General features: G+C 54.8%; 8 protein-coding genes. All 8 read right to left on the bottom strand.

From position 1 onward, the window contains the following. Positions 1-36 precede the first annotated feature (36 nt). Positions 37-1,857, bottom strand: a complete 1,821-nt coding sequence (gene recD / locus OGV93_RS22550) for an exodeoxyribonuclease V subunit alpha (RefSeq protein WP_103284174.1) — start codon at positions 1,855-1,857, stop codon at positions 37-39. Further along, positions 1,854-5,399 (bottom strand): exodeoxyribonuclease V subunit beta, encoded by a 3,546-nt coding sequence (gene recB, locus OGV93_RS22545; protein WP_287110192.1) that lies wholly within the window; start codon positions 5,397-5,399, stop codon positions 1,854-1,856. Before recB ends, recD begins: the two co-directional genes overlap by 4 nt. Next, entirely contained in the window at positions 5,392-8,280 is a 2,889-nt protein-coding gene (ptrA, locus tag OGV93_RS22540; RefSeq protein ID WP_103928550.1) for a pitrilysin, read from the bottom strand. Before ptrA ends, recB begins: the two co-directional genes overlap by 8 nt. 179 nt (positions 8,281-8,459) lie before the next feature. Next, entirely contained in the window at positions 8,460-11,828 is a 3,369-nt protein-coding gene (gene recC, locus OGV93_RS22535; RefSeq protein ID WP_220221995.1) for an exodeoxyribonuclease V subunit gamma, read from the bottom strand. A 12-nt stretch (positions 11,829-11,840) separates the two neighbouring features. Beyond that, positions 11,841-12,164 (bottom strand): prepilin-type N-terminal cleavage/methylation domain-containing protein, encoded by a 324-nt coding sequence (locus OGV93_RS22530; protein ID WP_047359086.1) that lies wholly within the window; start codon positions 12,162-12,164, stop codon positions 11,841-11,843. Continuing rightward, complete coding sequence (locus tag OGV93_RS22525; RefSeq protein WP_047359085.1) at positions 12,149-12,556, bottom strand: DUF2509 family protein; 408 nt, start codon at positions 12,554-12,556, stop codon at positions 12,149-12,151. Before OGV93_RS22525 ends, OGV93_RS22530 begins: the two co-directional genes overlap by 16 nt. Continuing rightward, a complete protein-coding gene (locus OGV93_RS22520) occupies positions 12,553-13,116 on the bottom strand; it encodes a prepilin peptidase-dependent protein (RefSeq protein WP_047359084.1) in 564 nt (187 codons plus the stop codon). Before OGV93_RS22520 ends, OGV93_RS22525 begins: the two co-directional genes overlap by 4 nt. Continuing rightward, the gene (locus tag OGV93_RS22515) at positions 13,107-13,577 is read right to left on the bottom strand and encodes a prepilin peptidase-dependent protein (protein ID WP_016157377.1); all 471 of its coding nucleotides are present in this window, start codon (positions 13,575-13,577) and stop codon (positions 13,107-13,109) included. Before OGV93_RS22515 ends, OGV93_RS22520 begins: the two co-directional genes overlap by 10 nt. Positions 13,578-13,640 lie beyond the last annotated feature (63 nt).

The raw sequence follows: 13,640 nt of genomic DNA, 5'->3' as shown, positions 1-13,640 counted from the left end.
CGGATGCGGTATAAATGCCTTATCCGGCAACGAATTTTATTGATTAAACAACGCCGACAATCCGCTGCGACGTTCGGTGCGGGTGGCAATGGCGTTACTTAATATCCGCTCATCGGCATACAGTGACAGACGCCGGCGCGCGCGGGTGACGGCGGTATAGACCAGCTCGCGGGTAACCACGGGTGAATGCTGGCTGGGTAAAATCAACGCCGCATGGTCAAACTCAGATCCCTGCGATTTGTGCACGGTCATCGCCCAGGTGGTTTCATGTTCAGGTAAGCGACTGGGCTGGACTGATTTGATAGAACCGTCCGGCAGCGCAAACCACACCCTCAGGCCCTGTCCACGATCGAGGGCAATGCCGATATCACCGTTAAATAATCCCAGCGAACTGTCATTGCGCGCGATCATCACCGGCCTTCCCTCATACCAGCGGCTATGCGTTGAACGATGAATTTTACGTTTTTGCGCCATCACCTGCTCAAGGCGTTCATTCAAACCACCCACGCCAAACGGACCTTCACGCAGGGCACACAACAGCTGATACTCATTGAAGGCCTGAATGACGGCATCCGGCTCAGCGCCCTCTCTCAGTAAATCCAGATAGTGCCCATAACCCGCCAGCGCCTCATCCAACATCGCGGCGTAATCTTCGCTGCTATGTAGCGTGCGTTTTTCGATGTCGCTAAACCCCTGCTGGAAGACCGTTTTTAGCGCGGCTTTGTCACCACGATTAATCGCAGCAGCCAACTGACCGATTCCGGAATCGCTACCGAAACGGTAACTCTTTTGCAGCAGACACAAACTGTCGCGCAAAGCGGCGGCCTGAGTTCCCGGACCTGCCGGAATAGCGCTTCCGGTCAGACGACTGAGCTGGCGGGCGCGTTCCGGGGTAAACCCGTCACCGACGAAAGCACAGATATCCCCCAGCACCGCCCCCGCTTCGACGGAAGCGAGCTGGTCACGATCGCCAAGAAAAATCACCCGCCCGTGCGGCGGCAGCGCATCGATAAGGCGCGACATCATCGGCAAATCAATCATCGAGGCTTCATCCACCACCAGCACATCCAGATGCAGCGGGTTTCCCGCATGATGACGCAGGCGCTGACTGCCTGGCTGAGCGCCTAATAATCGATGCAACGTACTGGCGTCATCGGGTATGCGTTTCTTTTGCTCTTCGGTTAACGGCAGTTCTCGTAGCGCTGCGCCCAGCGAGGCAGTCAGGCGCGCTGCCGCCTTTCCAGTAGGAGCCGCCAGACGAATACGGCAGCGTTCCCCCTCCGCCATCTGAATCAACGCCGCCAAAAGCCTCGCAACTGTTGTCGTTTTTCCGGTCCCCGGCCCGCCGGAGATCACCGATATACGACGGGTCAACGCCACCGCAGCGGCCACTTTTTGCCAGTTAACACCTTCCGCTGGTGGAAACAACGCCGCCAGCGTGTGGGTAAGCCGTTGTTCATCCACCTCAATGGCGTGGTTAACTTCACTGAAAAAGCGAGCCACCGCCCGTTCGTTATGCCACATCCGGTTCAGATACAAGCGATCGCCGTGCAGCACCAGCGGCGTGGGTTGCTCACCACGGCTTACCGCCCCGGAGGCCAGCAGACATTCCGTCCAGTCTTCTGGCTCCCCCACTTCAGCGAGCCAGGCGCTTAAAAGGGGATGGGCATCCTCGCTCAGGGATAACCGCGAAAGTGGTAAGCAGACGTGCCCTTCTCCTGCTTCACGACTGAGCAACGCCGCCGCCAGCGCAACGGCAGGGTTGTCATTTCCGGCAACCGCCAGCGCAAACTGAGCATCCAGAGGCCGGAGCTGTTTTTGCTCCACAGCTTCCAGTAATCGTTTCTGGATTGTCATGACATCTCCTCCAGTGGCGCACCGACAAACATCTCGTCCATCAAGGCGATTAACTCCCCGTCAGGTCGGGTCGCGTAAATTCCCTGTTGCGGATTTTCACTGTCAATGCCACGCAAGAAGAGATAGATAACACCGCCAAAATGGCGTTCATAATCGTAATCAGCAATGCGATGGCGCAAGTAGCGATGCAGCGCCAGGGTATAAAGTTGATACTGCAGGTCGTAGCGATGCGCCTGCATGGCAGAGGCCATCGCCTGCTGCGTATACGCTGAGCTGTCTTCCCCCAGCCAGTTCGATTTGTAATCGAGAAGGTAATAACGCCCCTGGTGGCGGAAAACCAGGTCAATAAATCCTTTCAGCATGCCGCGTACCTGCATAAATTCCAACGCAGGGCACCCCGCGGAGAGCGGATCGTATTGGCGAATTAACGCATCAAGTTGGCTGGCCATCAGCGGCTGCGAAATCGGCAGGTAAAACTCCATCTCCACCTGTTTTTCACCCGCGGAAAGATGGCTCAAACTCACGCCCGTCTCGTTGAGAGGCGCCTGCAAAATGGCGTCCAGCCATTCGGTCAAAACCGGCGTCCAGTGCGCGTCATAACCGCCCAACGCAAGTTTTTCCTCGACCCAACGCGGATCTACCGGTTGAGTAAAGTCGAGATCTTCAAACAGGCTATGCAAGAATGTACCTGGCGAAGCGCCGCGCGGGAACTGATGCGGTGTAAGCCCTGACTCTTCAATAACCTCACCAACGCCTGCGGCATCAATATCCAGTCGCGGGATCAGATCCTGCGCGATTCCATGCCCACGCTGCTGCAGACCGGAATAACTGGTCACGCGCCAGCTATCGCCGGGCGTACGCTGCAGTATTTTCGCACTCAGTTCGCAGCTAACAGCCTGCGCAACTTGCCAGCGTTCACCGTCAGGCTGCGCAGGCGTCTGGCAGGCAATATCATCACTGCACAGCGCTTCAATCGCACTACGCAGACCCGCGGCATCCATCGGCTCACCTTTTTGCAACAGGCGACCAAGGGCGCTGTGATGTACATCGGTATCCCCTTTTTTATCGCCCCGACGTCGCACCAACGGCGCCACGCCAAGGCTGCAGTGCCATACCGAACGGGTTAGCGCGACATAGAGCAAACGCAGGTCTTCCGCCAGACGCTCCGCTTCAGCCAGCTCAACGCTCTCCTCGGCATCGCTGAGATCCAGCACGGCTTCAAAAGAGCTGCGATCGTGGTAGAAAGCCTGATCCTGGACGCGGAAATTCGTGATAAACGGCAGCCAGACCAGCGGATACTCCAGCCCTTTAGATTTATGGATAGTGACGATTTTGACCAGATGCTTGTCGCTTTCCAGCCTGAGCTGCTGGCTGGACGCGTTGCTGTCGGGTTCAAGAATATGCTGGGACAGCCAGCGCACCAGCGCATGATCGCTTTCCAGCTGCGAGCCCGCTTCCTGCAACAGTTCGCTGATATGTAAAATATCGGTCAGGCGGCGTTCGCCCCCCGCCGTCGCCAGCAGGTTTTCCGCAATCTGGCGGGTTGTCATCAGCGCGCGCAGCATCGGCATCACGCCGCGTTTATGCCAGATCTGACGATAGCCATCAAACTCTTCGACCACCGCATCCCAGGCATTTTCGTCGTTATTTAAGGCTTCAAGATCCTGCGCATTCAGCCCCATCATTGAGGTCGCCAGCGCGCTACGCAGCGTGTTCTCACGCTCCGGCGTCATCACCGCCTGCAGCACCCACAGCAACTCCCGCGCTTCCAGCGTTTCAAATACGCTGTCACGGTTGGAAAGGTAGACGGAGGGAATTGCCAGCTGCGTCAGCGCATCACGGACCAGTGCCGCCTCCTGGCGGCTACGAACCAGTACGCTGATATCCGACGCGCGTACCGGACTGGATGTTTTACCACTGACCAGTTGCGCAGCGCCTGACTGCCCGGCCTTAAGCCAGTCGCGAATTTGCGTGGCGCACACCTGGGCCATGTAGTTTTGATAATCGCCTACGCCGCAGCTTTCCCCTTCCATCAGCCACATGCTCATGGCTGGCTGTGTCTCACCGTGTAAAACAAACCGAAACGACTGGTTTTTTTCTGCAAATTTTACCGGGCTAAAGGGGATTTCGCGGAACATAAAGGCGTCATCCATCTGGCTGAAAAGCGTATTTACGCTATTGACCATGCCGGGGGCCGAACGCCAGTTGGTATCGAGCGTATAGTGTGCGCTGACCTCGCTGCGCGCCTTCATATAGGTGAAGATATCCGCGCCGCGGAACGCGTAAATCGCCTGTTTTGGGTCGCCAATCAGCAGCAGTGCGGTATCCGGCTGATGCTGCCAGATCCGGCGAAAAATACGGTACTGCTGCGGATCGGTATCCTGAAATTCATCGATCATCGCGACCGGAAAACGGGTACGGATAGCCGTCGCCAGCGCATCGCCGCTTTCACTGCGCAACGCCGCATCCAGACGGCTGAGCATATCGTCAAAGCCTAGCTCACCGCGGCGTCGTTTCTCCTCGGCAACCGCTGAACGGATCTCCGCCAGCGCCCGGGTGATCACCAGATCGCGGAGAGTTAACGGTTCGCTAAGCAGTTCATCAATAGCGACAAACAGCGGGTGCTGAGGGGTTATTCCGCCCGCTTTGGTGCGTTCTTCCAGAAAACGCTGAGAGAATTTCTCCAGCGCGTCAGGAAGCTGATAACTTTGGGTTTCTTCTTGCGCCCATGCACCGATCTTTTCGATCCACTTGCCCTGGTTACCACGATTAAATTTACGCCGGTCGATCCCGGAGGCTTCCAGCAGGCCATCCAGCTCATCAACGGAATCACGCCATTGCTGCTTGATCTGGTTAATGCGCGTGAGAATTTGTTCGTGCCGGGAAGCCAGCGTTTCGTCATCAGACGGCGGAGCCTTGATGACCGGCGCTTCCCCCTGCAGATAGCGATCGATGTCTCTCAGCAGAGCCTGAGGTCCTTTCCACGTTTCAAAAATCACCAGCGCAATGTCGCGGGGTAGCGGATAGCAGTGTCGACGCCAGAAGTCCGCACAGGCCTGATAGCGCAGCAGCGATTCATCTTCTATCAGTTGCTGTTCGAACAGCATGCCTGATTCAAAGGCGTTGAGACTGAGCATACGCTGACAAAAGCCGTGGATGGTAAACACCGCCGCTTCATCCATCTGTCTTTCAGCCAATAGCAGCCACTGAGCGGCCTGTTTTTTATCGGCGATTTCATCTAACAAACGGGCATATAGCGGGTTGTCGGTTGTTTCACGCAGGCAGGCAATTCGCAGTTCATGAATGTTGCTACGAATTCGACCACGCAACTCTTCGGTGGCCGCCTCGGTGAAGGTGACCACGAGCAGTTCTTCAACGGTCAGAGGACGAGGAAAGGCGGCAGAGCCGCCCAGTCCAAGCAGTAAACGTAAATACAGGGCGGCGATGGTAAAGGTTTTACCGGTGCCCGCAGAGGCTTCAATCAGGCGCTCGCCCGTCAGGGGCAAGCGCAGTGGATCAAGGGACTCAGCGGCATCATTCATTCTTATCACTCATCAGGGGTAAGGTTTGCTGCAACGCGCTGACTGTCTGCCACACTTTCCAGCCTTCCGGGTGCACATATTCTGCTTTCCCGTTCTGACTGCCGGAAACCTGTGACAGTATCGCCATGCCTTGCGGCTCAACCACCGCCTGATGGAAGAAGTCGGCAAGTTTTTGCGGCGTCAGCAGTTTAATCTGAGCCACTATTTTATCACGTGAATCGAAGCGCATATTGCCGCGATCAAAATCTTTGCTTAACTGTGAGGCTTCTTCCCCCAGCGTTTGCGGCGCCTGCAGCATTTGCGCAATAATCGCCTGCTGAATTTGCGCAAACTCTTCAGGTTTCATCGCCCGCAGCTTCGCTTCCGCCGTCGGGAAAAACGCTTTATAACGCTCCCAAAGATAAGACGGCTGCTTATCATTGCTTTGCAGCAGGAACCCCATTCCCCACTGACGGCCGATACTCATCGGGAAAGCAAATACAGCGTAGCCTAACTGCTCTTCAGTACGCAGTTGATTGTAGAACCACGGCTGAACAATCTGCCCTAACATGGCGCTGTAGGCTGAACTGGCGTATTCATCGTATCCGGTTGGCACAAATACCGCCGCCAGCGCGGAGTCCGTGCTACTGCCTGCTTTTTCAAAGATGACGGACTGCTTCTTGTCCACAACCACATCTTTATTGCGACACCACTGTGACCCGTTAGCGCCAAGCTGTTGTTGGATATCCCGCGCCATGGTCGTCGCCTGAGCGGCGCTCATATTACCAATTACCAGGAATTCAGGCCGCGCACCGGTTTTTAAGGCGTCGCGGTACGTCATCACCTCTTTCAGGGTGATGGAAGGCAGTAGCTTACGGCGCTCATCGCGTGAGAAGTACGGCACCTGAGAAAGCATTTGCACTGGCATAATTGCCTGATCGTAGGCTTTACCCTTCTCTGCAGAATCCATCATCTGGGCATACCAGGATTTCGCCTGTTCCAGCTGTTCATCCGTTGAGGTGTAGCTGAAATAGCCGCTCAGCAGCGCCTGAAAAAGCTGCGGCAGACGTTGGGTGTAGCCGTTGGCGTTAAGCATTAACCCATTGTTAGCGTTGGTAGAGAAACCAATTCCACCTACCGACGCCTGGTTGCTTAACTGATCGAGCGCAATCCCCGCCAGGTAATCGTTAAGTGCGAATAATACCTGGTTGCGAGCGCTGTCCATGGCCTTCGGGTTACGCAGGATCACGCTGACGTCAGCCTTCGGCTCACTGGCAAAATACTGGCTCGGCGCATACACCACGCGTAGATCCGGCTCATCAACGATCAGTTCCGGGTGCGCGTATTTTTTATCCGTTTTAATCAGCGTGAAATCATCCGGAATGTAGGGGTTCAACTCCGGTAACGACAGCGCAATGCCCTGCGCTTTTTGCTGCCAGTCGGCAAAGGTTTTGTCGCTGATTTTATCCACCTGGTAAGGCGCATCGACAAAATAAGCGGTTTTATTATGCGGTTCTTTCGCACTGATATACCAGATACGCGCATTCTGTGGCGTCATCATTGCCAGGCGTTGCTCAACGGCTTTCACATCGTACTGGTCGGCAATATTCACCGCATCCAGCGTATGTTCGACAGGAACGCGGATCATGGTATCAGCCAGCCATTCCACGTAGTCCATATCACGGGTGATGGAGGGATAACGGAAATCGAGATCCAGTACGTGCGCCAGTTCGTCAAAATAGCGTTTATCGACGCCTTTATCGCGTAACAGATTGAGATAACTGAAAATTGCCGCAACAACTTCATCGCGGTTCGCCAGCCCTTTGTCGGTTAACGTCGCGGAAATGGCTAACACGCCGCTGTTCCCATTGACCACCGGATCGGAATCCGCACGAATACCTTCAACCAGTCCCTGCTTTTGCAGCCAGTCAGACAACGTGCCAGGGCTACGATTACCAATCAGATAGGTCACCAGCTCATCGGTTTTACTGCGGAACTGCGCGCTGTTGTTATCGATACGAAACTCGACGCGCAGTACTTTACGCGGCATTGCCGGAACATAGTGGATGATGACGCCCTTTTGCGCCTCGGTGACTACCGGTACGGTAATTTCAGGCTTTGCGATATTTCTGTTCGGTACGCGTCCAAAGGTGTCAGCAGCTATCCGCGCCAGCTCTGGCAGCGGCTTATTGCTATAAATCACCGCCTTCATCAGGTTCGCGGAGTAGTACTTTTCATGAAATTTTTGTAATGCCTGCACCACCGGGTTTCCCGGTTTATCGCTTAATGTCTCGAGATTTCCGCCGGAGAAACGCGAACCAGGGTGCGCCGGGTTGATGGTCTCAGCACTCACCTGCGCCATACGCATCCCGTCTCGGGTACGCGCCAGCGTCAGCTCGGAGTTCACCGCGTTACGCTCACGATCGGCATATTTTTTATCCAGCAACGGATCGGCAATAGCGTCCGCCAGGCGATCCACCGCCCCCACCAACGCGTCGTTTTCGACTTCAAGATAGAAGGCCGTACGGTAAGGCGCGGTGCTGGCATTGTGGCTGCCACCGTGCATTTTCAGGAATTCAGCCAGACTGTCCGGCTGTGGGTATTTTTTCGAGCCCATCAGACACATGTGTTCGAGATAATGCGCCAGCCCCTGATGCTCGTCCGGATCTTCCAGCGAGCCCACGGGAACCACCAGTGCAGAAAGGGATTTCACAGCCTGAGGATCGGATACCAGCAACACGACCATGCCGTTATCAAGGCGCACGGCCTGATACTGGCGGGTGTCTTTATCGCTTTTACGGATGGTTTCAGCTAAAGGCTGCCAACCGGTATCTGCCTGACTTACGGGAACCCAAAGGGCGACGAACAACAGTAATGCGCTGAACCAGGTGCTGCGGGGCATTCACAAACCTCATCATTAACGTATTCACCTGTTCACAGCAAAGCACGCATAAATACGTGGTCTGAACAGGGCAAGACTATGTGCTGAACGAGCCAGCATCCTCTCTTTGTAAGAATCAGTCCGTGACAGAATGCGCATCATAGTGGAAGCCATCGGACTGCGCAATTTTTATACAATCATCATGACTGATTAAAGCGAAAAATCGGTAACAGGTAACGCTGAGACTGTAAAACAATGGTCTCCAGCGTAGCCGCATCCAGTTGACGCCAAAGACGCTGATACCAGATATCATCACCTTCACCCCGTACCATCATGTTGCCTTCATAGGCCTGCAGAAACTTACTGCGCGCTTTTTGCAACGTTGCATCGTCATCTAACATGGCATCATTTACGGCGTCATAACAGGTTTTTATCCAGGCGCCGCCGCTTTCGGGCAATACCAGCAATGGTGACGACATGCCTTCCCGATACCCGTCAATGAGCTGCGACAGGTACAGCAGTGCCTGCTCTGCATCCAGTGGCGGAAAACGCCATTCCCCGTCTTTACGCAGGAACAACCGGCTCTCTCCCGTACCGCCACTGGCACAATAGACAAGATGTTCCAGCCAAAGTTGCACACCCTGCGCAATGCTTATCAAAGATGGGCGCCAGCGCAACAAACCGTCCTCTTGCACCTGTGGCAGCCAACCGGTGATTTGCACGCCGTTACAGTTAAGATCGATTTCCATACTCTGGCAGGGCTGACGACAGGCGATAATGCGTTCAGCCAGCGACTGCATCTCCTGACGCTGCGTATCCCACAGAATTTCGCCAAATGGCCCATAGGGAAGCGTGCCCGCCGCACGAAAACGGCGAAACAGTTGTTCAGCATCCTTCTCTTCAACCAGCGTGTTAAGCAATTGCTGATTAAGCTGATAGCGGGTTAATCCTTCAAGAGTGAACGGTTCCGTTTCCGGGATCTCACTTTCTTCAGAGCGGAAGTTGACCCTCAGACGCATCTGGAAAAAAGCCCTTACCGGATGAGCCCAAAATCGCTGCAGCGTTTCCAGCGTCAGCGCTTCAGGCATCTCAAAGGGAAGCGTCTGGACAAAATCCGTGTGCGCTTTTCCTGACAGGCTCGCCGCAGGCAGCCATTCCCGGGCATAGCTTTGCTGTTCGCCCGGCAGATAGTTTTGTGCATCAAAGGGCATACGGGTATGCAAACGGGTAATGTGTGCTTTTACCCGGGCCTCGCTTTGATCGCAGGTCAACGATTCATCGCCCGGCAGGTAGTGGCTTTGCCCGATGTAGTCCATCAGTTCCTGCACCAGTACCGACGGGAAGCGCTCGCTGTTGTCCTGAATGGAGCGGCCAATGTAGCTGATGTAGAGCGTTTGCTGTGCTGAAATCAATGCTTCAAGAAACAGGTAGCGGTCATCATCGCGACGGCTGCGATCGCCCCTCATCGGTTTTTGACTCATCAAATCAAAGCCCAACGGCGCAAGCTGACGCGGATAAACGCCATCGTTCATACCCAGCAGGCAAACCACCTTGAAAGGAATAGAGCGCATCGGCATCAGCGTACAAATGTTAACTGGCCCCGCCAGGAAGCGCTGGCTAATGCGCTCCTGGTCAAGACGCTGAGCCAGCTCATCTCGCAATAGAGAAAGCGGTATGGCATCACCATACTCAGCCCCCAGACCTTCAGTGATAATGGCCTGCCACTGCTGTTCAATCAGTGTCATCGCCGCTTCGGTATCTGCATCCGGCAGGAAGAAATCATTAAGCATGTCCCGACAAACGGGCAGCCACTCTTCCAGCGGGCGCTCCTGCGCTAACCCTCTACGCCAGAGATTGAGCTGCATCAGCAACGAGGCCAGATGCCCTACCAACTCGGCAATCAAACCGTTGGACTCATCGTATGGCAATACCGATTGCCACTCGCCCTGCGCGCTTTCCATCGCGTAGCCGAGCAGCATGCGCGTTAAACCAAATTGCCAGGTATGCTGACCTGTAGGCGGAAGTTCCAGTTCACGCACGTTATCGTCGTCAATTCCCCAGCGAATCCCGGATTCATTGACCCATAACCGAAGATAGCGCAGCCCTTCTTCATCGATATTGAAACGCGCCGCCAGCACGGGCACATCCAGTAATGCCAGCACATCCTCTGAGACAAAACGGCTATCCGGCAGCGACAGCAGGCTAATAAAGGCCTGTAAGACGGGATGAGACTGGCGCGCCCGACGGTCGGAAATCGCATAAGGTAAGTAACGCTCAGCTGGCGCACTGCCAAAGACCGACTGAATAAATGGGCTGTAGCTGTCGATATCCGCCACCATCACAATAATATCGCGCGGCGTCAGCGTGGGATCCGCTTCCAGCATTGCCAGCAGGCGGTCATGAAGAATTTCTACCTCGCGCTGTGGGCTATGACAAACATGGAAAGTCACGCTGGTGTCGTTCAGTTCAAGCCGTCGTTTATTGTCGCTACGCGAATACTCTTCCAGCGTAACGCCCGCCACGGCATGACTTTCAAGTTCCAGAATATCCGATTGAATATTATGCAAAAGATTGTCAGGTGTTATATCGACAAACGCATCCAGCTCCTGACTATTTTCCAGTTCTGAAAGCAGATAAATGTAATCGCGCCCCAGTTTGCCCCACGAGGCCAGCATCGGGTTGCCCACATCCTGTTCACCATCGCTGTTAAACAACCCTTCGGCTTTCTGACTATCGCGAAACAGCGGCAGATGGCGTTCTTCAAAGCTGTGCCGACGCTGACGCGCCATCAGCTTCGCCAGCCAGGCGGGATCTTTTATATCTCCCCAGTAGTAGCGACAAGGGTTGGTAAACAGCAGATGAATATCAATGTGCTTGCCCAGCGCCTGCAATGCCTGCAAATAAACCGGCGGCAGAGCCGAAATGCCGCAAATAAAGACGCGAGAAGGCAGTCCCTGCGGGCACTCGGACGCACTTTCCAGAGTCTGAATAAATCGTTGGTATAAATTGGCGCGATGCCAGCGCGGCTGGCCCAATTCCTCGGTGTGTTCCACCAACGCTTTCCACAACGGCGCCTGCCAGGCCTGAGATTCGCCGAGTCCCTCAACCAGTCGCCCGGCTTCCCACTGGGTCAACCACTCAGGGCGATAGACTAAATACTGGTCAAAGAGGTCAGCCGCGCGCGAGGAAAGCTGAAACAGCTTACGTTTATCGGTGTCGTCCGTCAGATAGTGGCGCAGCAATGCGAAGTCATCGCCATCCAGCAATTGCGGCAACAGCGTCATCAACTTCCAGCTCATGCTCTGTTTGCTGAACGCGCTCTCTTTCGGGATATCCGGCAGCACGCGCACAAACATATCCCAGATAAAACTCGCGGGCAGCGGAAAATCGATGTTGGCGGCAATACTAAACTTCTGTGCAAGGGTCATTTGTAGCCACTGCGCCATACCGGTACTTTGAACCAGGATCATCTCAGGTTCAAAGGGGTCGTCCAGCCGCTCGCGCTCAACGATAAATTCCATTAACGCTTCCAACACATCCAGACGATTGGAGTGGTAGACCCTTAACATAGCGACTCCTGACTACTGACGATTCGGGCAATGCAGACGCGTCATCTGACCCTGCCTGCCCAAGGGTGAAGAAATTTTAACGTTGATGCTGACACATCCCGCGCTCGTTGTCTGCATTCGGTTAACCTGCCAGTTCAAAGGCGATGAAAACTGATACAGCTGGGTTTGCTGCCAGGCGTGACGCCAGAGTTGCTGATACTGGTTTCTGATGATAAAGCTGTTCATCAGCGCCCGCTGGTATCCTGACAGCGCGGTCACAATCATGATCATCAGCACCATTGCCAGCATCACTTCCGGCAGGCTAAAGCCACGCTGTCTGTTCAGGGGATCTGACATAATGCCTGCTCCTTTAGCGGACAAAAATCGCTCCAGCCGTGCGCCGAGTATTCGATATTGTCATCAATAATCGCCCCCTGCCGCCATAACGATACCCCTTCATAATGGACTATAAGCAGCACGGAATTATTAGTGAGCTGTCGCAGACAAACCGCGGCATCCTGCGTGGTATAACGCCGACACTGTGCGGCGAGTTGTAAGCGCCAGGGCTGCATACGCCCCCATTCCATCGCAGATTGCACCACCACCTGGCGCTGCAGAGCCTGACTTTGCGTGACCACTCGCGAAGCAAAACGGGACTCCTGCCTGCTAACGCCTTGCAGCAGAAGGCTACCGAGCACCAGCAGTAACAGGACCATCGCTAAAGATGAAACGCCCCGCTCACGGTTCACAGGTTGAATCCTGTCACGCTGTAGACTGCTTCAATAACCTTTTGTGGTTCGACATTGTTCACTCCGCGCAAACGCAGCGTAAGGAGCGGGGAATATCCGCTGATATTCAGACGTTCAACCTGAAATGCCTCAATCTGTATCGTGGCTGGATCGGACATTTTCTCCCACCCTTTTCCATTGCAGTCCGTTACTCCCCGCAGGGTCTCCAGTACCTTGTCCTGTAAACGAAATCCAATCGTATCGGCCTCTTTCGCGGGACTGCTCTCCCAAATGCCGTTGCTATTGGCATCCCAGCGCGCAATGACACAGTCGCCCTTAGCCGATATCTCCAGCCCTTCTCCGACACAGTTTCCGCGGCAGTACCCTGCCCGCTGAAGATGCTTCGCCACGGTGTATACCCGCTGCCATATTTCATCTTCAAGCGCTAACTGGCGCGTGTTGCGCAGGATCTCTCGCTGCAGCGCGGGTAAAAATCGCGCTGAGCTAAGCAATAAAACGCTGCTAATCGCCATAGCAATCAGCACCTCCAGGAGTGAAAAGCCCCGTTCATTTACTGACATAACCTGGCCTCATCTTTCTCGCAAAGCCTGATTCGCCCCCAGCCTGACACCACCACGCGCCATTCCCCTGTCGTATTTTTCAGGCGAATATGTCCAGCCCATGCCGTATTGCGCAGACCAAAAAAGGCCAGTGAAGGCGTTATCTCTGCCATTTCGACATCGTCCCAGGGCGGTGTAAAAACCAAGGGCGAAACGGGTAGACACGTGGTTTGCACAGCAGCAGAGCTGACAAAACACCAGGATGTGCCATCCCGAATCACGCTGATGACGTGATCGCGGTTACGCCAGTTAGCATCTTCACGCAGTTGCAGCAGGTAATCTCGCACCTGAATGGCGGTTTGCCATAGCCGCTGTTGCTGTTGCCAGCGCTGCCAACCATACAGCCCCGAGGCGCCAAGCGCCGCGACGATCAGCATCGCAATCAGGGTTTCGAGAAGCGTGTAGCCGTGTTGTTTTTTCATGTCGCCAGTATGGCGTGAGGAAAATGAATAACGAGCGGGAAATTCGGTTTCTACGGCGAGCTA

The sequence above is a fragment of the Citrobacter sp. Cb031 genome (assembly GCF_030336725.1).
GTDB classification, from domain to species: Bacteria; Pseudomonadota; Gammaproteobacteria; order Enterobacterales; family Enterobacteriaceae; genus Citrobacter; species Citrobacter braakii.
The sequence above is the reverse complement of the archived record's forward strand: the minus strand, read 5'-3'. Positions and strand labels throughout refer to the sequence as shown.